Here is a 21,351-nt window from a genome sequence, read left to right on the forward strand (position 1 = left end):
CCCCGTACTCCGTGCTCCGTACTTCGTACTCCGTACTCCGTACTTCCTACTCCGTACTCCGTACTCCGTACTTCCTACTATTCCCCCCGCACTACGCACAGTAAACCGAGCCCCAGCCCCCAGCCCTCAGCCCTCAGCCCTCAGCCCTTCACAATGTATTGAAGTAGATCGCCAACAAAAACCCGGCCAAGGTCGACAGCCCCACCACGCCGCCGCCCTTGTGGAAGGCCTCCGGCAGCATAGTCTCCGCCACCATGGTGAGCATGGCCCCGGCGGCGACGCCCTCGATGAGGGCGAAGACCTCCGCGGACGCGTCGGCCAGCACCACGGCGCCGAGCGCTGCGCCGAGCCCGGTCATGAGCATCAAGCTGGTCCACATGGCGAGGATGCGCGGCACCCCGAGCCCCTGCTCCTTCATACCCGCGGCGCTGGACAGTGCCTCCGGCAGGTTGGCCAGGAAGAGCCCGCCCAGCAGCGACAGGCTGATGCCGCCGGTGACCAGGACATTGGCGCCGATGACGAAGGACTCGGGAATACCGTCCAGGGTCATGCCGAGGAACATGGCCACCGCGGCGCCCTTGTGTCCTGCTACCTGCCGGGTCATCTCCGCCAGCGAGGGCACGACATGGCCGCCGGCGACGCGCTTGGCCGCCCGGTCCATCCAGGCCGCGGCGCGTTTGGCCCCGAGGTGCTGCTGCTCGGTGAGATAGGCGCGCACCGGATTGCGCTTGAGGTAGTCCGCGAGCCGAGCGCGCAGCTCGGGGAGGTCCGTCAACAGCTGCTCGAAATCCCGCCGCCGCAGCTCCGAGACCTCCACCTCGTCGTGGGCCACCGCCGTCGCCGCGTGCAGCCCCTCGGTGAAAAAGGCGAAACCGCCGAAGCCTTCGCCGGCCTCCACCACCTGCGGGCGCCGGCTGCGCTGATCCCGGTCGAACAGATAGACGGTGCCGCGGCGCAGCAGGTAGAGCCGCTCCGCCGGCTGACCCTGGTGGAAGAAGTTGTAGCCGTCCGGCGCGCGCTTGTGCACCAGTCGTGCGGCGATGCGTCTCAGGGTCGCCTCCGACAGGCCCGGGAAGAAGCCGAGCCGGGGCTCGTCGCGCATCAGCTCCACCGGCTCTTCGCTGATCTGCTGGGGCTCGATGGGCGGATCGTAGGCGCCTTCGGTGTCGAGCTCCGTCAGCGCTTCTTGGCGCCAGCGCTCGATGGCGTCATCGCTCAGCCCATGGCGCTCCTCCAGGTATTGGGTCAGCTCCGCGTCACGGAGCAGACCGCCCAGCACGGCGCGCAGCTCCGAGCACTCGGACACCAGCCGCATGAACGCCTCGCGCGGGATCAGCAGCAGCTTGGTATCGGCCGCCGTGTGCGCTTCGGTCGCACGGGGCAGGTCCGAGATGAAGCTCATCCGCCCAAAGGCATCATGGCGCCCGAGGTGCTCGAACACACGACCGCCGGCGGCGGGGTCGCTCAACTCGACGGCGCCGTCGAGGATCACGTACATGTAGCTCGGCGGGTCATCGGCGCGGTAGAGGCAGCGGTGCGCCGGAAACTCCTGGATCTGCACGATGCCGAGGAGCCTGTCGAGGGTCTCCGGGGACAGCGCCGCGAGTGCCGGGATGCGGCGGATCCCGGCGAGCACGCGCCGCAGCCGCCGCCGGGCCTGGTTGCGCCAGAAGTTGAGTGCGGTGGAAGGCTTGCGCAGGTAGCCGCCCTGGCGGTTCACGGCCCAATCCAAGAGTTTGAACAGCGTGCCGCCGATGATGGCGCCGAGCGCCAGGTCGCGAAAGTGGCCGCGGTCCACGCCGGGCGCGATGAGATCGATGGTGAGCGCGGCCAGCAAGGCACCGCCGCCGAAGGCGAGCAGGAAGGCCATGACACGATCCGGCGGGCGCCAGAGGACCCCCACTGCCGCCCCGACGGGCAAGGTGGCAGCGCTGATGAGCCCAAACACCAGGGCCGAGAGCGTCACCGAGTCGAAGGGCATGGCTGGGAGGCTGTCTGGGAGGCTGTCGATGAGGCGCGGTCGGACTGGTGGAGGGCCGTGCGCTGCTCGGGCCCGGCCACGGCATCGGGAGCCTTCCCTCGGCTGCGCTGCCCCTGGCCGGCGAGCCGCCGCCAAGGCCATCCTGCGTGTCAGCGCGCTAGAATGCGGCAGCGACGGGTACCCATGTCGGCCGCGGCGGCACTGTACCGCAAGCCGGCTGGACACGTGACCTGTCGCGCATGATGCCAGCCAACAGGGCGGACATCCGCCAGCCGAGGGCACCTCGCATGTCCGGAAACCGAATGGTCGCGGCACTGCTCGCCGCGGCGCTGCTCATCAGCGGTTGTGCCAGCACCGGCGCCGGCGATTGCCGAGCGCCCATCGGGAACCGCGCACTGACACCGGCCGTGGTCGCCGCGCAAGGCGGCCATCAGGGCGAGGCTATCACCTGGGGCGGAACGCTGGTGTCCGCCCGCAACCTGGCGGATGCGACGGACCTGGAGGTGCTGGCCTATCCGCTGGACGACTGCGGTCGCCCCCTGCTGAGCGAGCCTGCACAAGGGCGGTTCATCATCCGTCACCCCGGCTATCTGGAGACCGCGGATCTGGAGCCCGGGCGGCCCATCACGGCCAGCGGGCGCATCATCGCCCTGCTGGATGGGCGCATCGGCGAGGCCGACTACCGCTTCCCGGTGCTGGAGGACGCTGCCCCCCGGGTGTGGCCCGAGAGACGGCGCGCTTCCGGTTACGACAACGCACGGGTGCGGCCCTGGATCAGCGTCGGTGTCGGCGGTGGCCGCGGCTGGAGCGGCGGCGGGGTTGGTGTTTGGTTCTAAGCACCGTTGCCCTTAGCGGCAGTCGCATGTTGGGCCGCCGCGGCGGCAGCGTCAGGACTGGGCTGCGGTGGCGGGTGCCGCGTCCTCGATGACGACGGCGTCAGGGTTCGGGAAACGCTCCACCACCCAGGACGGCAGCTTCGCCTGGTTGGCGTGATAGAGGGCGTCTGACTCGACGATGATCAGCACCAGCACCGTCACCATCACCGGCAGGATGCCGACGCCGGCCACCAGCGCGATGGCGGCCTCCTTCATCATGCCGCCGTAGACGTGGCCGGCCCAGGCCAGGGCGACGGCCGCGAGCAGCAGCGTCAGCATGAGAATGAACAGCCGGCTGCGGCGCGCGCAGACCTGCCAATGGCACATGACGTACCAGGGGTCGCGGCCGACGCCGCGGTGCGCCCGCAACAGGATATAGCCCAGCATGGCGAAGGAAATGGCCGGGATCAGGGCCATGACCCACGGAAAGCTGCCGGCGACGCCGCCGGCGGCCACCGCCATCAGGATATGGTTGCCGATGAGATTGGTGAGGAAGATCTCATGGGGCAGGTTGGCGCGCTTGATCTCTTCGCGGCTGACTTGAAAGCGCATGGGGTATCCGAGGGTTTTAGTCGAGCAAGCACGCCAGTATATAAGAAATCAGTGATTCATGGGATTGTCATCTGCGTGGCAATCCGCAACCGACGCCTCGTCGCCTAGACGGCCCTGCCGGCGACAACTGGTCGACGTGCGTTGCGTGAAAGAGACAAAATTGACGCGTTGATGTCACAACTTGTTGCAATGTGGTACCGCAGCGAAACACTCGGATAACGCTTTCCGAGGAAGATGGCAGCCAGAGCACGAAGCACCGGCGCGCGAGCGCCGCTTCGACGCCATCCCTTGAATGAGCTGTATCTGGAGAACTGTCATGAGTTTCGATCTGCTGTCCCTCGCAGGCATTGCGTCCGCAATCGCCTCCGGTAGCTTTGTCGTGCTGCTGGTGGCCACGGAGGACCGACTTGAGCACCTTGCAGACTGTCGCTGAATCGACTTCAACCGGCCGCGCGGAAGCTGTCACGCAGCCGCGCGCCCGCCCCACCGGACGCGGGCGGCTCGCCGACGGCCGCCGCTGGCAGATCCGCCGGTTGCGGCCGGACGACGGGCCACGGCTCGCGGCCTGCTTCGCGCGCATGTCCGACGAGGCGCGCCTCGCACGCTTCTTCACCGCCAAGCGCAGGCTCACGGATGCGGAGATCGCGCATTTCTCCCGCCCCGACGGCTGGGAGCACATGGCGCTGGCGGCCTTCGCCGCCGACGGCGCCGGCCGCGAGCAGGAGCTCTTGGGCGCTGTGCGCTGCCTGCGCCTGCCGCATCGGCGTGACACGGCGGACTTCGCCATCGCCGTCGCCGACGATGCCCGGGGCGTCGGCCTTGGGTGCGCTCTGCTGTCGGCGTTGATGGCGCACGCCCGACCCCGCGGTATTCATCGGCTGCACTGCGACGTGCTCTGGCACAATCAGCCCATGCGGGCGCTGGCCGAGCGCTTCGGCGGCGAGCCCGTCGGCAGCGACGCGGATAGTCTCGTCTATACCATTCCGGTGGAGCGGCGCCCCGCCGGCGACGCGTCGGCATTCGCTTGGCCGGGGCTCGTGCTGCCGGACCCTGTGGCGATGCACCACGACTGGTGCAGCCTGCTCGACGATGCCGCCAGCCCTTGGCTGCCCGGCGCCTGTGCGTCGGTCACAGCAAGCGCCGCGGCAGCGGCTTGACCCGCTCCTGCGCGGCCGCGCTGAGCCAGCCCCTGGCAAGGCCCGCTCCGGGCCCGCGGCCATGGCCTGGGGCCCGCCCGCGCCGCCGCCAGTGGCCTCGACTCGTCCGTGCTGGCGGCGCCCGAGCCGCCCCCGGTAACACTGGCTTTCTGCGATACTGACCCGTCTTAAAGCCTGTCGCCGAGAGGGGAGCCTAGGGCATGAGCGCAGCGGGGCAACAAGGGATGCGGCTGACCCGGCCGCTGCGGGGAGCCGGTGTCGTGCTCCTGGCACTGATCTGTGTCGGCGGCTGCGCGCGCAGCGACGACCCGACCGCCCCGCAGCCGAAGAAGGTCTATAAGGACGCCTTCGAGACACCGCTGGCCGCCGTGGAGATCGAAGCCGACGGCGGCACCATCGTCGGTGCCTATGACGCCTGGCTCAGGCTCACGCCAAACCGCGACCTGACGCCCCGCTTTGCCGACGCCTATCGCCCGGTCGATTGCGCCCCGGTGCGCGCCTATTTCGACGCCAAGCTTGCGCTCGACGGGCTGGCCCTGGCGAGCTCGACCCTGAGCTGCTGCGAGTACCGCAACACGGATCTGCCGTTCGAGAACGGCCGCTGGCTCGTCGAGGACCCGGCGAGCGGGCGGCTGCACTATCGGGTCTGGAAGTTCCGCTGAGTCGGCGGCCACCTGGGCCCGAAGCCGGGCCCGAAGCCGGGCCCGAAGCCGGGCAGTGAGGTGCGGGCCTTGCTCGTTGTCGGCGTCGTCGTTGTGCCGATCGTCGATGCGCGAGAACGACAAAGATCGCGATAACGCGATATTCGTCGCCGCATCCGGCTTTAGCCTAGATCCGGTATCGGTGGTGGGCTGCTCTGTCTGGGCCCAGGGATCAGGCTCAGGGATCAGGCTCAGGGGTCAGGCGTCGGGGATGCCCCCCAGCAGCAGCATCTCCAACAGTGCCTTTTGCGCGTGCAGACGGTTCTCCGCCTCGTCCCAGACTACCGATTGGGGGCCGTCGATGACGCAGGCGCTCACCTCTTCGCCGCGGTGTGCAGGCAGGCAGTGCATGAAGATCGCGTCCGGCTTGGCCGCCGCCATCACCTCGGCGTCCACGCAGTAGCGGGCGAAGGCGGTGGCGCGGTCGTCCTGCTCGCTTTCCTGTCCCATGCTGGCCCAGACATCCGTGACCACCAAGTCGGCTCCCGCGGCTGCCTCGCGCGGGTCGCGCAGCAGGCTGCAGCGATTCCCGGCGGCGGCGATCAGGTCTGCGTCCGGCTCGAAGTCCGCGGGGCAGGCGACACGCAGCTCGAAGTCGAACAGGCGCGCCGCGTTCATGTACGAATGGCACATGTTGTTGCCGTCGCCCACGAAGGCGACGGTGCGCCCGGCGATATCGCCGCGGTGCTCCAGATAGGTCTGCATGTCCGCCAGCAGCTGGCAGGGGTGGAAGCGGTCGGTCAGGCCGTTGATGACCGGCACGCGGGAGTGCGCCGCGAAGCGCTCTACCTTGTCGTGATCGAAGGTGCGGATCATGACCGCGTCCACCATGCGGGAGAGGACGCGGGCGCTGTCTTCGATGGGCTCGCCGCGGCCGAGCTGGGTGTCCCGCGGAGACAGGAACAAGGCATGTCCTCCGAACTCCACCATGCCGGCCTCGAAGGAGACCCGGGTGCGGGTGGACGACTTCTCGAACACCATGGCGAGGGTGCGGTGGCGCAGCGGGCGATAATCCACCCCTTCCGCGCGCATGCGCTTGAGCGCGATGGCCCGATGCAGCAGCGCGCGGGCCTCATCGGCGGTCAGGTCGCGCAGGGTCAGGAAATGGCGGATAGGCTCGGGCATGGCAGACTTCCTCGCGGGCACCTGGTGGGGTCGGTGCCGAGCGTTGGGCTGGGGATCCGTGGACGGGGCGGCGGGCTGGGCATAACCTGGCGGGGCGCGGCAGCGGGGCAAGGGCGGCCGCCGCGGGCCGGGGATCAGGCTCCCGGGCTGGGCCCGGTATCGGCACCGTCGGCGCCGAGGAAGTCGCGAATGATGCGCACGACCGTGCTGACGATCTGCTCCGCCTGGGCGTCGTCGATGATCAGCGGCGGGAGCAGACGCACTACCCGCTGCGCGGTGACATTGATCAAAAGCCCTGCGTCGAGCGCCGTCGCGACCAGCTCACCGCAGGCTCGGTCCAGCTCCACGCCGATCATGAGTCCGCGGCCGCGCACGGCCACCACACCGGAGAGGTCCGCGAGGCCATCACGTAGACCGCTGCGGATGCGCTCGCCCGCGGCGCCCGCGCGCGCGGGCAGGTCGTCGGCCTCAAGGGCGTCCAGCACCGCCAGCGCAGCCCGGCAGGCAAGTGGATTGCCGCCGAAGGTCGAGCCGTGACTGCCGGGGCCGAGGACGCCGGCCGCCTCGCCCCGCGCCAGGCAGGCGCCGATGGGCACGCCGTTGCCGAGCCCCTTCGCCAGCGTCATGACATCCGGCAGGATGCCTTCGTGCTGATGGGCGAAGAGCCGGCCGGTGCGGCCCATGCCGGACTGCACTTCGTCGAGCATCAGCAGCCAGCCATGGCGGTCGCAGAGCTCGCGCAGCCCGGCGAGATAGCCCGCGCTCGGCATGACGATGCCGCCCTCGCCCTGGATGGACTCCACCAGCACCGCGACGATGTTGGCGCGGTTGCCGGCGGCGGTTTCCACGGCGCCGAGGTCATCGTAGGGCACACGTACGAAGCCGGACACCAACGGCTCGAAGCCCGCTTGCGCTTTGCGGCTGCCGGTGGCGGTGAGCGTGGCCAGGGTGCGGCCGTGGAAGCTGTTCTCCATCACCAGGATTTCCGGGCGCTGGATGCCGCGGCCGTGGGCCAGCAGGCGGGCCAGCTTGATGGCGGCCTCGTTGGCTTCTGCGCCGGAGTTGGCGAAGAACACCCGCTCCATGCCCGCGGCGGCGCAGAGGCGCTCGCCGAGCGTCTCCTGGGACGGAATCCGATACAGGTTGGAGACGTGCACCAGCTGCGCTGCTTGCTCGCAGATGGCCGCGCGGACGCCGGGATGGGCGTGCCCCAGGCCGCAGACGGCGATGCCGGACAGCGCATCCAGGAAGCGCCTGCCGTCGTCCGACCACAGCCAGGCGCCTTCACCGCGCTCGAAGCTCACGGAAAGGCGGCCGTAGGTGGCCATAAGATGATCGGGCAGATGGTCTGTCATGACACCTGAAACCCCTGGACGGCGCCGAAAACGAAACAGGCGACCCGAGTACTGCGCGGGCCGCCCCAGGTGTGCTGGCGGTGTGCCGGCGTTGCTGCGCGGATGCCGAGCGGGTCCCGTCGGCGACGAAGGTAGGGACCTTGCGAGAAAGCCGAGTAGCCTATCAGCACATTGTCAAGCAAGGCAAATCCAGCTCGGCGGCCCGCCCCGGGACGGGCCTTCGCCTGTGACGACGGGTCGTCAGCCGGTATCGGCGGCGCTGGCTTGCTGGAGCAGGACCTTCACCAGCGTGGCTAGCGGCATGGGTCGATAGAGAAGAAAGCCTTGGTAGCGATCACAGCCGCGCGCTTCTAGGAAGGCCTGCACCGCCGGTTTGTCCACACCCTCGGCCACCACCCGCAGGCCGAGGCGATGGGCCATGTCGATGATGGTCTCGACGATGGTGGCGTCGGAGGCGTCCGTGGCCACGTCCCGGACGAAAGAGCGGTCGATCTTCAGCGCGTCCAGCGGCAGGCGCTTCAGGTAGCTCAGGGACGAATAGCCAGTGCCGAAATCGTCCACCGAAAAATGCACGCCGAGCTCCCGCAGTCGGGTCATCTTCTTTGCGGTGTCGCGAAAATCCGCCACCAGCACGTGCTCGGTGAGCTCCAGCTCCAGGCGATGCGGGTCCAGGTGCTCTGCCAGCAGCCGCCCTGCCAGCGCGCCGGCAAAGTCCGCCTGGCGGAACTGTGCCGGGCTGACATTGAGTGCCACCCGCTGCGGGTGAAGCGCGTCGGTCTCGCGGTCCAGGCTGCGCATGTCCCGCAAGGCTTGGTACAGCACCCACTCGCCGAGCTCGTGGATCATGCCGCTGTCCTCGGCCAGCGGCACGAACACCCCCGGGCTCGCCACCATCTCGGCGCCATCGCTGCGGGGCCAGCGGATCAGGGCCTCGACGGTGACGATGCGGCCTTGGCGGTCGCATTGGGGCTGGTAGAACAGGGTCAGATCGCCGCCGCGCAGCGCGCGCCGCAGGGCGCCTTCCAGGTCCATGCGCGCCTTGGCCGCTGCCTGCATTTGCGGCAGGTAGAAGCGGGTGCAGTCACGCCCGGCGCCCTTGGCCTGTGTCAGCGCCGATTCTGCGGCTCGCAGCAGGTCATCCGGGGTGTCGCCGTCACCGGGGAACAGGGCGATGCCGATGCTGACGGTGAGCTGGATGTCCCGTCCCTCCACCTCCAGCGGCATCGCCAGCACTCGGCGCAGGTTCTCGGCGCGCTGGCGGGCGCGGTTGGCCGCAGCCGGGGTGGTATCACCCAGCTCTGTCAGGACGATGACGAAGCGGTCGCCTTCGATACGCGCGATGGTGTAGACCCCGCCCAGCAGGTCATTGATGCGTCGCGCCAGGGCCTGGATGAGATCATTGCCGGCCTCGTGACCGAAGGAGTTGTTGATCAGCGCAAAGCGATCGATGTCCAGGTACAACAGACCGCCCACTTGGCCTTGCTGGGCATGGCGGGCCAGGTCCAGCTGGAGCCGGTCGCAAAGCAGGCGTCGGTTCGGCAGCGTCGTCAAGGGGTCATAGTAGGCCTGCTGCACGACGGTGGCCTCGGCGCGCTCGCGGGCGTGGCGAACGCGCAGGCTGTTGACCACGGTTCGATGATGGCGCTGGGCGATGTTCAGCATGAGCCCCAGGTACAGCAGCGTCAGCAGGGCGATCGCATAGCCCGCCTCGGTCTGTTGCAGCGCCATGCGCACGAGCAAAGGCACCAGCATTAGCGCGAGCAGGACCCAAGAAATGCGCAAGCACACCGAGAAGGTGTTCACCGAGCCGGCGGCGAGACCCGCGAGCATCACGGTGAGCACGGCCTGGTGGGCGACGTTGTCCGCCGGGAACAGCAGAATGCTCGCCGCACCCCAGAGGCCGCCCGAGAGCAGTACCTCGGCCTGGATCCTGGGCAGGTGGCGCAGGAGCGCCGCGGCGTCGCCGCGGTGTGCGCGGGCGCGGCGGTAGTCCAGGTAGCGGATGACACTCAGGGATGCCACAGCGCTGAGCCAGAGCGTCAGCACCGGTGTCGGAGCGGAGCCCTTGAGGAGCCAGCCCAGGACGGCGGCGTTGATGACCACCGCCAGCAATGCCAGCGGGACGGCACTGATGAAGAGCCCCGCGAGCTGCGCATCGATGGTCCTGGTGTCCGCGGCCGCAGTGTGCGCCGTAGCGTCTGCGGCTGCGCTCTCGAGCGCGACCAAGTGTCATTCTCCAGACGAGCCGTTGCCAACAGTCTAGCAATGCCCCGCGGCCGCGAAGGTACCTGGTTGGCACTCCGGTGCGCTGGTATGCTCGCCAGTCGAGTCCGCGGTCATTGAATGCGACAGGTCGGCTTGCGGCCTGTCGGTGTTGAGGTCGGCGTGCTCTGCGGCCGTCGGAGCAGGTCGCGGCGCCGCGTAACCCCTCTTTGGTGTCCCATGCAGAAATTTCCGTCGGTCACCGCACCGGTGCTGGTCTTCCTGCTGCTCTCGCTCGGGCTGCCCGCGCGCGCCGGCGATGCCCGGCAGGTGGACGTCGCCGCGGAGCTCGAGCGGCTCGCCGCCGCCTATGGCTTCTCGGTCACGGGAGACGAGCACCTGGCGGAGAGCATTGGCCGCGCGGAGGACGCCAGCCCGGTGCGGCAATTGCGCATCCTGCTCGAGGGCTTCGATCACATCATCGTGGAGGATGGCCGCGGCGGCATTGAGCGCGTCATCGTGCTGGGGCCCGCCGAGCCCGGCCTGCCGCCGACGCAGCCCTTGGTGGCTGTAGACGGGGGGCCGCCGCCGGATACGCCCATCGAGCTGCCGACCGTCCGCCAGGGCAGTCAGCACTCGGTGCGTGTGGCCTTGGAAGGCACCGACGGTCGCCGACTGGCGCGTCTGCTGCTCATCGATACCGGCGCGGATACCGTGGTGCTGCCGGTCTCGCTCATCGACGCCCTGGGGATGGATGCGGACGCCCTGCAGGAGCGCGAGGTGCAAACCGCCAACGGCATGACACAGGCGCTCACGGGCAGGCTCGATGCGGTCTGGCTCGGCGCCCGGCGCGTCCCGGACGTGTCTGTCGCTTTCCTCGACGACGACAAGCTGGGCAAGGCCGGTCTGCTGGGCATGAGCGTGCTCGGTCGCTACCAGCTCACCATCCACGATCAAGAAAATCGCATCACGCTCACCAGTCGCTAGGAGAGCGTTTCAGGCAACGCAAAGGGTTTGCGAACGCCAACGGCTTTGCATGAGCGGGCCCGGGCCGCAAAGCGAAGCGTCATGAGCCGAGCGGTTGGCTCACGGGCCGCAGTCGCAGTGCCGGATCTTGGCGGTAGAAGGCGGCGAGCTCGGCATAGACCTCCGGATAGACGCCCCGCAGGCGGTGCGGTAGCTCGAAGAAGAGCTCGCTGACGACGGCGAAAAACTCCGCCGGCGAGGTGGCCCCATAGGGATCCACCACAGACAAGTCGGGGGCGGCGTCGGCGCGGCGGCCCAGGTCATCGTAGGCGCGCTGCATGGCCCGCGCCCAGCTGCGCTCGTCCATGCCGCGGTGCAGGGGCGGATGCCCATTGGCGGCGCCGTCGCACAGGTCCAGCTTGTGCGCCAGCTCGTGGATGACGACGTTGTAGCCGCTGCGCTCGCGCCCGGCCAGGGCGTCGGTCAGCGACAGGATCACCGGCCCCTGCTCCCAGGCCTCGCCGCTCTTGGGCTCGTCGTCCTGCCACACCAGGCCGTCCTCGTCCATCACCTCCCGCGCAGGCACGAACTCGTCTGGATAGACGATGACGGCGTGCCAGCCCCGATACCAGTCGAGCCCCAGCTCAAGTACCGGCAGGGCCGCTTGCAGGGCCAGCTCCATACCGGTGCGCAGGGAAAGCTCGGCGCCGCCGGCGGCCTCGAAGGTTTTCTGGTGTAGGAACAGCGCTGCGATGTCTATGAGCCGCTGGCGGCTCGCCGCGTCGAAGCCCGCCAGCAGCGGCAGCCCGGCGCAGATGTCGGGCCACAGGGCAGGGTCGATGTCGGCATGGGCGCGCTCCAGCCGGCGGCGCCGCCACCAGCGGCTGACGGGATTGTTCATGACGCTTCTGTGCTGTGGTGCGGGCGCGGTGCCGAGTCGACAATGACGCGGGAGTTGGCGCGCATCATGGCGTGCTGGCGACAGGGTCTTATCATGCCGCAATGAGCGCAAGCTGCCACGGACCGCGACCATCACCGCGACCATCTATGAGCAATGCCGACCCCACCGTGCGCTGCGGCGCTGCCGTGCTCTTCGACATCCTGGTGGAGCTCGACGTGGCCGTCGTCTTCGCGCATACCGGCGGCGCCGTGATCCCGCTGCACGTGGAGCTGAACAAGCGCCTGCGCCGGCGGGAGCCGGTCCCGCAGGTGGTCATGTGCCGTCAAGAGCCCGGCGCCGGCCACGCCGCGGAAGGCTATGCCCGCGCTTGCGGTCGGGTGGGCGTGGCGCTGGCCACTTCTGGTCCGGGTGCCACGAACCTCACCACGCCCATCGCCGACGCCTACAAGGATTCCATCCCGACGGTGTTCATCACCGGCCAGGTGCCGAGCGGGGCCATCGGCAGCGACGCCTTTCAAGAGGTAGACACCGTCGGCGTCACCCGCCCCATCTCCAAGCACAATTACCTGGTCAAGGACATCGCGGACCTGGAATGGATGCTGCGTGAGGCCTTCGCGCTGGCGGGCAGCGGCCGCCCCGGCCCGGTGGTGTTGGATATCTGCAAGGACGTGCAGCTGGCGACCCTCGGCGCAGCCCATCCGCCGCGGCTGCGGCACCGCCCGCAAGTGTCCTTCGATGCGGCCGCCGCCGATGCCATCCTGGCCGCGCTCGCTGCCGCCGAGCGCCCGGTGATCAAGGCCGGCGGGGGCGTCATCCATGCCGAGGCCGCAGACGCCCTCTGCGCCTTTGCCGAGCGCTTCGACACCCCGGTTACCACCACCTTCAACGCCCTGGGCGCCGTGCCCATGGGCTCCCCGTACAGCCTGGGCATGCCCGGCATGCACGGCACAGTGCCGGCGAACTATGCGCTGCGCGACGCGGACCTGATCCTCACCCTCGGCGGGCGCTTCGATGATCGCGTCGCGGTAACCGGGTTCGCCGAAGACAAGCGCATCGCGCATGTGGACATCGACCCGAGCGAGATCGACAAGACCATCAAATGCGATCTGGCGCTGGTGGCGCCCCTGAACCGCTTTTTGGCCTACGCCCTGGATTGCGGGCGCGATGCCCGCCATGGCGACTGGATGGCGCGGGTGCGCCAATGGCGCGAGAAGATGCCGCTGCCCTACGGCACTGGCGACTACATCAAGCCCCAGGCCGTCATCGCCTGCCTGTCGGAGCGCACCGACGGTCAGGCGACTGTGGTCACCGGCGTCGGCCAGCATCAGATGTGGGCGGCGCAGTACTACCGCTTCAGCCGGCCGCGGCAATGGATCAGCTCCGGTGGGCTCGGCACCATGGGCTATGGGCTGCCGGCGGCCATCGGTGCCTGGTACGGTAACCCGCGGCAGCCGGTGGTGCTGGTCGACGGCGACGGCAGCTTCCAGATGAACATGCAAGAGCTCGCCACGGTGGTTGCCAACCGCATACCGCTCAAGATGTTCGTGCTCAACAACAGCTTCCTCGGCATGGTTCGCCAGTGGGAGGACATGATGGACGACGGCCATCACCACGAGACCTGCCTGGCCCGCCAGTGGGACTGCGATCCGGACTGCACCAGCATGGACCAGAACTGCCGCCGTCAGCTGCCGAATCTGACTGCGCTAAAGGCCGTCTACCCGCCCCTGGCCACCTACCGCGTGCGTCTACCGAGCAAGCTCGGGGAAGTCGTGGAGGAGGCCCTGACACAGCCCGGACCCGTCCTGGTGGATGTCTGGGTAGACAAAGCGGAAAATGTGCTACCGATGGTTCCGCCGGGCCAGCGCCTGGCGGCCATGATCGAGAGTTGACCATTGGATTCAGGGCGTTGTAACCATTGGGACGCGACGGCGCCTGGCCGATTCAGCTACACTTTTTGCGGTTATGGGCGCTGGCTTGGATGCCTCTGCTGCGCGAAGCCGGCGTCCAGGTGACCACCCAGAGGGGCCGGCGGCGCCCTGCCGCCGCGACGCGGCAGCCTACAACCGCAACCCGTTTTCACAGACCATCCAAGACAACGACAGCGCTCCGATGGAGGATGCCCTGCAATGACTGCCTTCTCTAAGCTGCATGCGCAGAATCACAAGATCACCGAGCTCTCCAACGTCTTCCTGTACCTCGTGCAGAGCCGTGAGATGTGCGACACCGAGACCGCCTGTGATGTCTTCTTCGAGTACACCGGCAAGGTCAAGGAGCACATCGAGCTGGTGGACCGCGAGCTCTGCGGCAAGCTGATCTCCTATCCCGACCAGACGGTGAAGAACACGGCCGACCGCTTCCTGTCCGGCTCCACCGAGATCAAGCGCATCTTCAACAAGTACCTCAAGGACTGGTGCAACGAGTCGAGCCGCCGTCTCACCATCCGCAACCACGATGAGTTCCTGAGCGAGACCGAGCAGATGTTCGGCCTGGTGCTGGACCGCATCCAGCGCGAGACCGAGCACCTCTACCCGCTCATCCGCAAGCTCGAAGAGCGCGAGGCTGCCTGAGCGACCAGACCGGGTGAGCGACCAGACCGGGCAAGTATTGCTTGTCGGCGGTCAGCGCCTGCCTCGACGTCGGTCGGGCCGACGTTGGCAGGCCCGGCAACCAGGCGTTTGCCGCCGGCTTGGTGTCGGGCTGCGTGGCGCAGCCCGACCTACGGCAGATGCTTGCCCAGTCCCCTGAGCGCCGCCGCCGCGCCTGCTGAGGCCGGTGGCCGGGCAGGCTGGCGTTACAGCTGTTCGTCGCGCGCACCAGCTGTGCCTGTGCGCTGACCGCCCGGCGCTCACTCGTCCATCGCGCAGTCATATTTCTGTCATCTGCTAAGCTTAGACGAAATAGTGCGTTGCCCGCTGCCGCGCCGAGCGTGCGGGTGCGCTCCCGTGGTCGCCGCCGCTCATGGGCTCAGTGCTTAGACCTTAGCTGGCGCGCGCCCCGCTCGACCTGCGGGCCGATTTGCGTTGCCCGCCATTACTGGAGGTCTCCATGGCGTTCCCTCTGATTCCCTTCGCCGCGGGCGTTGCCGTGGGCTCGCTCGCCACCTATGGCGCCACCGACAAGGCGCTGCACAAACGTGTCGCACAAATCACCGACAAGACCGTGAGCCAGCTCAAGGCCGGCGCCGATAAGATGACCGCTTGGGTGCCCGCCTTCGGGCGCAGCACCAAGGAGAAGGCGACGGCCGCCGTAGAGGCCGTCGGACACAGCGCCGAAAACGTCTCCGACAAGGCCAAGACCGTCGTCGACGAGGCCATGAAGAAGGCCAAGCGCAGCGCGAAAAAGGCCGAAGAGGCCGTCGACGACGCGAGCGACGGCAAGCAGGACGCCTGAGCGGGCGCTAGCCGGCGGCGAGTCCGGCGGGGCCCGCCGACGCGCCCGCCGGCGCCGGTTCAACACGGTGTAGGGTAGTGCGGGCATGCAGTCAGTGCAGCCGTAGCCTAAGGCGACATAGCCGGCGCGCACTACGTATGCCGCGCGTCACGGCCCTCGGCGCACTCCCCCGCTCACCCACCGCCGTATCGGTGCGCACCTGCACTTCTGTACTTTCGTACGGCTGCGCTGAACCAATCCCTCACTTGAACCCAGGCTGCACCGGGGCAACTTCCGGCATCGTCATCCCCAACCAGGAGATCACGATGAGCCGCACCAAGCTGACCGAGCAAGAAATCCAAAGCTCCCTGGACGCCCTGAATGCCTCCGCGGCGTCGCCTTGGAAGGTGATCGAGGGCAAGCTGCACAAGGAGTTCCAGTTCAAGGACTTCAACGAGGCCTTCGGCTTCATGGCCCGCGCCGCGCTGGTAGCGGAGTCCATGGACCATCACCCCGAATGGTTCAACGTCTACCGCACGGTGCGCGTGGACCTCGCTACGCATGACGCCGGTGGCATCACCGAGCTGGACTTCAGCCTCGCCGGGCGCATGGAGACCATCGCGGGCTGATCGGGGCGCGCCACTCAGCGCACGCGGTCGGCGTCTCCGTGTCGCCGGCGCTGAGCCTTGGCGCCGTCACCCACGGCGATCAATCCAGCTTCCCCCGCCCTTGCAGCAGATCCTTGCCGTCGCCCCGGGCGCGCTCGTGGTCCACCTTCTCATCGAGGTGGCGGTTCGGCGTGATGTCCGGGGCGGCGGCGGGCGGCGGCAATTGACTCGGCTGTGCGCGCGCGGGAGCCGGCGGCGGCTCGCCTGCGCTCGCATCGGCCTGCAGCACTTCCAGGCGCTGCTGAGGTAGGGGCATGGAGATCCCCGCTTGATCGAAGGCCTCCTTCACCAGCTTGATGGCCTGGCTGCGTACCTTGCCAAAGTCGGTCTCGCGGGTGTCCATCCAGCCCGAGCAGCGTAGCACCACGGCCCAGTCGCCGAGCTCGTGCACCAGCGCCTGCGGCGGTGGATCGGCGAGTATGCCGTCCACGTCACCCAGAATGCCCACCGCCAGTGCCTGCACGTCCGTGAGGTCCTCCTCGCTGCCGACGCCGACGTCGAATTGCAGCCGGCGCTCCGGCTGCTGGGAGAGGTTCTCCACCACCGACTTGAACACCACCGAGTTCGGGATACGCACTTGGTTGCCGTCGAAGGTGAGCAGAATGGTCGAGCGCCAGGTGAGCCGCACCACCTTGCCCTCGTAGGACTCGATGCGCACGTGATCGTGTGGCAGGAAGGGTTGGCGCAAGCTCAGCAGCACGCTCGCCATGTAGTTCTCTACGAGGTCGCGGAAGGCAAAGCCAATCGCCAGGCCCACCACGCCCGCGGCGCCTAGTGCGCCGCCCAGCCAGGCGGTGGCGTCCAGCAGGTCCAACGCCAGCAGCAGCCCCAGCAGGAGCGCGCCGACCTGCACGATCTGGCGCATCAGGTCCTGCAGGAAGACATTGTCGGTGGTAGCGGCGAAGAGCCGCCGCGTGCGTGCCAGGCGCTTGCCGAGCCAGGCCACCAGAGAGAACACCAACACCGCCAGCACCAGCAGGGGCAGCCCGAACAGCATTTCCGAGCCGAGATCCTCGGCGCGCGCCAGCTGCGCATTCAGCCGACCGCGGATGGTGCGATCGACGTCGATTTGGTCCTCGACGGCGGCGACGCCTTTCACTTGCTCGGCGAGACGCCCGGCTAGGCTCGCGGCCTCCGAGCTCGGCACGGTACCCCGCAGGACCACCACGCCGGCGATGACCTTGGGCTCCACCGCGGCGAGCGATGGCAGGGCGTCGTAGGTTGCCGTCAGCCGCTCCTGGATGCGCCGATCATCGGCGAGGTTCAGCTCGGCCTCGACCCTTGGCGATGCTGCCTCTGGGGCCGTGGCTTCCGCGGCCGCCGGTGCCGGCATCGCCATGGCCACCAACAGCATCGGCAAGGCCGCGAGCCGGCCGGCTGCCCCGCTGGTTAGCGACCGCGCTGCGCACAGTTCGATCATATTCGCTTATTGACGCTAGCAATCTCGCTGACGACGCGATAGTGGCCGGAAGCCGCCTGTTTGCACAGGGCGCGTCCAAAGGAAACGCCGATTTGTCGGCATTTCTCGTGCACTGCAGGAAGGCCCCGCCATTTTTAGCGAGCTAAGTCGCTGAAAATGAAGGAGCCCGGCAACCGCCCCCTTTTTCAGAACAGGGCGGGCTTCGTCCAATTTCTGGCCAGGATGGCCAATAAATCGCACGCTTCCAAGTGCGCAAGGCGCCGCCATCGGTGGTTGTGAGCAAGCGGAGTGCGTAGACTACCGCCCCGCGCCGCCACCGCTGGTGGCCGCTCATCCCGGTGGTGAGGGATCGACGGGCTAAGCAAAAGCCTCCTGCACGCCGCCGCAAGCCAACAACACGATCATTCACTGGCCCCCGGCGTCAGTCCCCTGCAATGCCCGGGCCAGCCATCGCCGCGTGACGCGCTCGCGTCGTCTCGACCCCGTCCGGCTCGACTCAACGCCCTGCGTCGCCAGCTTTGAGGAGGATATCCATGCCCGCAGCCTTCGGCGGCCGCATCGCCGGCGTGACCTTGAACCGCGTCTTTCTCGTCTCACTGGTGCTGGTTGCCGCGTTCGGCGCTTGGGGGCTGATCGATCCGGAGGGGATGAGCGCCACCTCGCTCGGCTTCACCGACTTCATGCTCACCGGCGTCGGCTGGTACTGGCTCTTGATCTGTACCGGGTTTCTGATTCTCTCGGCCTTCCTCGCGCTCGGGCCCTATGCGCACGTCAAGCTCGGTGGCGACGATGAGGAGCCCGAGTTCTCAACCGTCTCCTGGATCGCGATGCTGTTCGCAGGCGGCATGGGGGCGGGCCTGATCTTCTGGGGTGTGGCCGAGCCCTTGTATCACTTCCGCAGCCCGCCCGGCATGACCGGTGAGACACCCGAGGCGGCCCGGCTCGCCTTTGCGCTGACCAATCTGCACTGGGGTCTGCACGCCTGGGCCACCTATGGTGTCTGCGCCATGGTCATCGCCTATTTCACCTTTCGCAAGAAACAGAAACCCTTGATCTCGACCCCCATCGAGTCTTTGTTCCCCGGCAGGACCGGTCAGCGCATCGGCGCAGTGGCCAATGTGCTCGGTGTCTTCGCCGTGGTGTTCGGTCTCGCCGGCTCCTTGACCATGGGAACCTTGCAGATCCGCGCCGGCCTCGGCGAGCTGGTGGGCACGCCGCTCAACTTCGGCATGTCGCTGGTGATCATGGGCGTGATGTATGCCACCTACATGACCTCGACGGCCGTGGGCGTGGACCGCGGCATCAAGCTGCTGTCGAACATCAACATGGTCATCGCAGTGCTGCTGATCCTCTACATCACGCTGTTCGGGCCGACGGCATTCATCTTCGAGACCTTCATCGACTCCATCGGCGAATACTTCACCCAGCTGCCCGCCCTGGCCTTCCATCTGATGCCCTTCGAAGGGCTACAGCAGTGGACCGCGGGCTGGACCCTGACATATCTGATCTGGTGGCTCGCCTGGGGACCCTTCGTCGGCATCTTCATCGCCCGCATCAGCCGCGGGCGCACCATTCGGGAGTTCTGCGCCGGGGTGATCCTGGTGCCGACGCTGTTCTCGATGTTCTGGTTCGCCGCCCTCGGCGGCGCCGGCGTATACATCGAGCTGTTCGGCACCGGCGGCATCGCCGAGCTGGTGTTCCAGGACGTGACCCGGGCCCTGTTCGTGTTCCTGGATTTCTTCCCGTTGGGGCAGTTGCTTGGCTTCATCGCCCTGTTTCTGATCTTCATTTTTCTCGTAACCTCGGCGGATTCCGGTGGCTTCGTGCTGTCGATGATGACCAGCGACGGCAATTTGAATCCGCCGCTGCCCTACAAGCTGATCTGGGGCACGCTGGTCGCGATCCTGACCGTCGCGACACTCTTCAGCGGCTCGGTAGAGGTCGCCAAGGCGATGGCCGTGACCGGTGCGGTCCCCTTTTCGGTGGTGCTGCTGCTACAGGTGATCGGATTCATGCGTGCGATCCGCAGCGAGCGGGGCGCCCCGAGGCGGCCCGACCCGGCGGCGGAAGCGGCGGCAGCAGGAGACGCGACATGACTGTGCTGAGAATCATCGCCGCGGTGCTGGCGCTGGCCGTGCTCAGCGGCTGTGGCGCCGATCGCAAGCCGCTGGTGGTCGGTGGCAAGAGCTCCCCGCAGGACGAGATCGTCGCCGAGATGGTGGCCACCCTAGCCGAGGAGGCCGGCATCCCCGTCACGCGCCGCATCGGGCTCGGCTCCACCCGTGTCACCCTCGCGGCGATGAAGCGCGGCGATATCGACATCTACCCGGAATACACCGGTACCGGGCTGGCGATGCTCGGCCTGCCGCCGATCGCCGACCCGGACGAGGCCCTGGCGCGCGTGCGCGAGCGCTTTGCGCCATTGGGGCTCGGCTGGAGTGATCTGCTCGGCTTCGACAACGAATACGGGCTCGCGATGCTGCGCGAGCGGGCGCAGCCGCTCGGCATCCAGACCTTCTCGGATCTCGCACGTCATTCCCAGGAGCTGGTGCTGGGCGTCGAGGACGAGTTCCGCATGCGCCCGGTGGACGGCTTGCAGTCGTTGCAGCGGCGCTACGGGATGCAGTTCGCGGAGGTCATTGAGGTGCCCCTGGCCGATCGTATAGACCTCTACGACAAGCTCCTGCGGGGGCGGATCGACGTATCGCTCGTCTACAACGCCGACCCGCAGATCGACGACTTCGATCTGCACCGGCTCGAGGACGATGAGGGCTTTTTCGCCGGCTACGCGGCGGCTTTGCTCTACCGCGATGCCGCAATGGCGCGTTACCCGGCGCTGGGGACGGTGCTGGAGCAGCTCACCGGCGCGCTCGACATAGAAACCATGCGGCAGCTTACCGCGCGGGTCACCCTCGGCGGTGAAGACCCGGCGGAGGTGGCCCGGACCGAGCTGGTCCGTCTCGGGCTGCTCCGGGGCGTCGCCGCCGAGACGACGCGCCAGGCGCTCAACCTCGCCATTTCACCCTCGGCGAACGCCGACGGCGAGGCCGCGACCGTGCAGCGGGCGCTGCGCCGCTCGTTTCCGACCCGCAATGTGCAGCTGAGTCCGACGTCCGATCCCCTCGGCGCCGTGGAGGCCGGCACCGCGCGTGTGGCGTTGGTGAGCGCGCCCGCGTTCTTCGCGCCCGGCTCGATCGACCCGGCCACGGGCCAGCCGCCGTTGCGATCCGGTGTCGAGGCCGTGGCGTTGGTGGGCACCAGCTATCTGCATGTCTTTGCCCTCGAGCCCGATCTGGGTAGCCTTGCCGACGCCACCGTCATCGCGACGGGCCCCAAAGGCTCGAGCGGTCATCGCACGGCCCAGTCTTTGGTGGACGCGCTTGGTCTGTCGGCGAAGCTGCGGACGGTTGAAGCGGACAATGCCGAGGGCTTGGCCGACGCCATGGTTGCCAGCGGTGCCGACGCCGCCGTGCTGATGCAGCCGATCGGTAACTGGACTGCGCTCGCGCTGATGGAACAGGGCTACCCCCTGCTCTCGGTGACCGACTGGAATCGGCAAGGCAATCGGCTGGTCTTCCCGTATCTGCAGCCGGCGCAGCTCAGCCCCAGCGAATATGCGCCCTATCTCCAGATGGCGCAGCTCACGGTCTCCGATTATCCGCAGCTGCGCGAGCCGGTGGAGACGCTGGTCACGCAGCTGGTGCTGGCCGGCCCGGCCCCGCGTCCGCACGCGGCCGTCGGCGACCAGGGCCCGGGAGCGAGCTTCATCCCGCAGGCGGTACCACTGACGGACCTCGCCGTCGAGCGCATCAATGCGGCACTTGGCAAGCCCGAGCAGATCAACCCGATCTTGCCGCAGGCGCGGGCGTTGGCACCGCAGCTGCCGCAGCCGCCGAATCCGGTCAACCCATCACCGGCGGTGTCCCTGCTCACGGCGCTGGTCGTGGCGATGCTGATCTGGATGGTGTGGCTTCTGGTCCGCTCGCCCCGTGCCGGCTGAGGCGGGCAGCGCGAGTCCGCGCCGCCGGCGCGCGCCCGCGCGGCGCTGATCGCCTGCGCCGGTGCTGGCAGGCGCTCAA

17 protein-coding genes are annotated in these 21,351 nt (G+C 68.1%); 10 read left to right on the forward strand and 7 right to left on the reverse strand.

What is annotated here, in order from left to right:
- Positions 1-148: 148 nt before the first annotated feature.
- On the reverse strand, positions 149-1,981 hold the full coding sequence (locus CKO31_RS17615) for a cyclic nucleotide-binding domain-containing protein (protein ID WP_200240064.1): 1,833 nt from the start codon (positions 1,979-1,981) through the stop codon (positions 149-151).
- Between the two features lie 287 nt (positions 1,982-2,268).
- On the opposite strand from CKO31_RS17615, the gene CKO31_RS17620 reads away from it, so the two are divergent.
- Positions 2,269-2,817 carry a Slp family lipoprotein gene (locus CKO31_RS17620; protein WP_200240066.1) on the forward strand — a complete coding sequence of 183 codons (549 nt, stop codon included), beginning with the start codon at positions 2,269-2,271 and terminating at the stop codon, positions 2,815-2,817.
- A gap of 51 nt (positions 2,818-2,868) precedes the next feature.
- Here the strand turns inward: CKO31_RS17620 and CKO31_RS17625 are convergent, their stop codons facing one another.
- Positions 2,869-3,408: a hypothetical protein gene (locus tag CKO31_RS17625; RefSeq protein ID WP_200240068.1), complete on the reverse strand. Its 540-nt coding sequence runs from the start codon at positions 3,406-3,408 to the stop codon at positions 2,869-2,871.
- A gap of 407 nt (positions 3,409-3,815) precedes the next feature.
- Between CKO31_RS17625 and CKO31_RS17630 the strand changes: the two genes are divergently transcribed.
- Entirely contained in the window at positions 3,816-4,565 is a 750-nt protein-coding gene (locus tag CKO31_RS17630) for a GNAT family N-acetyltransferase (RefSeq protein WP_200240069.1), read from the forward strand.
- 200 nt (positions 4,566-4,765) lie between these two features.
- The gene (locus CKO31_RS17635) at positions 4,766-5,227 is read left to right on the forward strand and encodes a hypothetical protein (RefSeq protein WP_200240071.1); all 462 of its coding nucleotides are present in this window, start codon (positions 4,766-4,768) and stop codon (positions 5,225-5,227) included.
- 237 nt (positions 5,228-5,464) lie between these two features.
- On the opposite strand, the gene argF is transcribed toward CKO31_RS17635, so the two are convergent.
- The 3 genes from argF to CKO31_RS17650 all read right to left on the reverse strand — a co-directional run bounded on the left by argF (position 5,465) and on the right by CKO31_RS17650 (position 9,972).
- The gene (gene argF / locus CKO31_RS17640; RefSeq protein ID WP_200240073.1) at positions 5,465-6,391 is read right to left on the reverse strand and encodes an ornithine carbamoyltransferase; all 927 of its coding nucleotides are present in this window, start codon (positions 6,389-6,391) and stop codon (positions 5,465-5,467) included.
- Between the two features lie 134 nt (positions 6,392-6,525).
- A complete protein-coding gene (locus CKO31_RS17645; protein WP_438874020.1) occupies positions 6,526-7,734 on the reverse strand; it encodes an aspartate aminotransferase family protein in 1,209 nt (402 codons plus the stop codon).
- A 252-nt stretch (positions 7,735-7,986) separates the two neighbouring features.
- Positions 7,987-9,972 carry a putative bifunctional diguanylate cyclase/phosphodiesterase gene (locus CKO31_RS17650; protein WP_200240075.1) on the reverse strand — a complete coding sequence of 662 codons (1,986 nt, stop codon included), beginning with the start codon at positions 9,970-9,972 and terminating at the stop codon, positions 7,987-7,989.
- Positions 9,973-10,188: 216 nt separating this feature from the next.
- On the opposite strand from CKO31_RS17650, the gene CKO31_RS17655 reads away from it, so the two are divergent.
- On the forward strand, positions 10,189-10,935 hold the full coding sequence (locus CKO31_RS17655) for a retropepsin-like aspartic protease family protein (RefSeq protein WP_200240077.1): 747 nt from the start codon (positions 10,189-10,191) through the stop codon (positions 10,933-10,935).
- A 79-nt stretch (positions 10,936-11,014) separates the two neighbouring features.
- Here CKO31_RS17655 and CKO31_RS17660 read toward each other — a convergent pair whose 3' ends face one another.
- The gene (locus tag CKO31_RS17660; RefSeq protein WP_200240078.1) at positions 11,015-11,815 is read right to left on the reverse strand and encodes a M90 family metallopeptidase; all 801 of its coding nucleotides are present in this window, start codon (positions 11,813-11,815) and stop codon (positions 11,015-11,017) included.
- A gap of 146 nt (positions 11,816-11,961) precedes the next feature.
- On the opposite strand from CKO31_RS17660, the gene ilvB reads away from it, so the two are divergent.
- From ilvB to CKO31_RS17680, 4 genes are all read left to right on the forward strand, one after another.
- On the forward strand, positions 11,962-13,704 hold the full coding sequence (gene ilvB / locus CKO31_RS17665; RefSeq protein ID WP_200240080.1) for a biosynthetic-type acetolactate synthase large subunit: 1,743 nt from the start codon (positions 11,962-11,964) through the stop codon (positions 13,702-13,704).
- Positions 13,705-13,941: 237 nt separating this feature from the next.
- Positions 13,942-14,382 carry a hypothetical protein gene (locus CKO31_RS17670; protein ID WP_200240082.1) on the forward strand — a complete coding sequence of 147 codons (441 nt, stop codon included), beginning with the start codon at positions 13,942-13,944 and terminating at the stop codon, positions 14,380-14,382.
- Positions 14,383-14,860: 478 nt separating this feature from the next.
- The gene (locus tag CKO31_RS17675) at positions 14,861-15,205 is read left to right on the forward strand and encodes a hypothetical protein (protein ID WP_200240084.1); all 345 of its coding nucleotides are present in this window, start codon (positions 14,861-14,863) and stop codon (positions 15,203-15,205) included.
- A gap of 305 nt (positions 15,206-15,510) precedes the next feature.
- Positions 15,511-15,813 carry a 4a-hydroxytetrahydrobiopterin dehydratase gene (locus CKO31_RS17680; RefSeq protein ID WP_200240086.1) on the forward strand — a complete coding sequence of 101 codons (303 nt, stop codon included), beginning with the start codon at positions 15,511-15,513 and terminating at the stop codon, positions 15,811-15,813.
- 79 nt (positions 15,814-15,892) lie between these two features.
- Here CKO31_RS17680 and CKO31_RS17685 read toward each other — a convergent pair whose 3' ends face one another.
- Entirely contained in the window at positions 15,893-17,206 is a 1,314-nt protein-coding gene (locus tag CKO31_RS17685) for a mechanosensitive ion channel family protein (protein ID WP_242475467.1), read from the reverse strand.
- A gap of 599 nt (positions 17,207-17,805) precedes the next feature.
- Between CKO31_RS17685 and CKO31_RS17690 the strand changes: the two genes are divergently transcribed.
- Positions 17,806-19,368, forward strand: a complete 1,563-nt coding sequence (locus tag CKO31_RS17690; RefSeq protein WP_200240089.1) for a BCCT family transporter — start codon at positions 17,806-17,808, stop codon at positions 19,366-19,368.
- A complete protein-coding gene (locus tag CKO31_RS17695) occupies positions 19,365-21,272 on the forward strand; it encodes a glycine betaine ABC transporter substrate-binding protein (RefSeq protein ID WP_200240091.1) in 1,908 nt (635 codons plus the stop codon). The genes CKO31_RS17690 and CKO31_RS17695 overlap by 4 nt, the downstream gene beginning before the upstream one ends.
- Positions 21,273-21,351: the final 79 nt, after the last annotated feature.

The sequence above is a fragment of the Thiohalocapsa halophila genome (assembly GCF_016583825.1).
GTDB classification, from domain to species: domain Bacteria; phylum Pseudomonadota; class Gammaproteobacteria; order Chromatiales; family Chromatiaceae; genus Thiohalocapsa; species Thiohalocapsa halophila.

What these genes read in the sequence shown, in the direction of transcription:
- CKO31_RS17635 (WP_200240071.1), top strand. Translation starts at nt 4,766, where the DNA reads ATGAGCGCAGCGGGGCAACAAGGGATGCGGCTGACCCGGCCGCTGCGG.
- CKO31_RS17675 (WP_200240084.1), top strand. Translation starts at nt 14,861, where the DNA reads ATGGCGTTCCCTCTGATTCCCTTCGCCGCGGGCGTTGCCGTGGGCTCG.
- CKO31_RS17695 (WP_200240091.1), top strand. Translation starts at nt 19,365, where the DNA reads ATGACTGTGCTGAGAATCATCGCCGCGGTGCTGGCGCTGGCCGTGCTC.
- ilvB (WP_200240080.1), top strand. Translation starts at nt 11,962, where the DNA reads ATGAGCAATGCCGACCCCACCGTGCGCTGCGGCGCTGCCGTGCTCTTC.
- CKO31_RS17615 (WP_200240064.1), bottom strand. Translation starts at nt 1,981, where the DNA reads ATGCCCTTCGACTCGGTGACGCTCTCGGCCCTGGTGTTTGGGCTCATC.
- CKO31_RS17685 (WP_242475467.1), bottom strand. Translation starts at nt 17,206, where the DNA reads ATGCTGTTGGTGGCCATGGCGATGCCGGCACCGGCGGCCGCGGAAGCC.
- argF (WP_200240073.1), bottom strand. Translation starts at nt 6,391, where the DNA reads ATGCCCGAGCCTATCCGCCATTTCCTGACCCTGCGCGACCTGACCGCC.
- CKO31_RS17625 (WP_200240068.1), bottom strand. Translation starts at nt 3,408, where the DNA reads ATGCGCTTTCAAGTCAGCCGCGAAGAGATCAAGCGCGCCAACCTGCCC.
- CKO31_RS17670 (WP_200240082.1), top strand. Translation starts at nt 13,942, where the DNA reads ATGACTGCCTTCTCTAAGCTGCATGCGCAGAATCACAAGATCACCGAG.
- CKO31_RS17690 (WP_200240089.1), top strand. Translation starts at nt 17,806, where the DNA reads ATGCCCGCAGCCTTCGGCGGCCGCATCGCCGGCGTGACCTTGAACCGC.
- CKO31_RS17660 (WP_200240078.1), bottom strand. Translation starts at nt 11,815, where the DNA reads ATGAACAATCCCGTCAGCCGCTGGTGGCGGCGCCGCCGGCTGGAGCGC.
- CKO31_RS17620 (WP_200240066.1), top strand. Translation starts at nt 2,269, where the DNA reads ATGTCCGGAAACCGAATGGTCGCGGCACTGCTCGCCGCGGCGCTGCTC.
- CKO31_RS17655 (WP_200240077.1), top strand. Translation starts at nt 10,189, where the DNA reads ATGCAGAAATTTCCGTCGGTCACCGCACCGGTGCTGGTCTTCCTGCTG.
- CKO31_RS17680 (WP_200240086.1), top strand. Translation starts at nt 15,511, where the DNA reads ATGAGCCGCACCAAGCTGACCGAGCAAGAAATCCAAAGCTCCCTGGAC.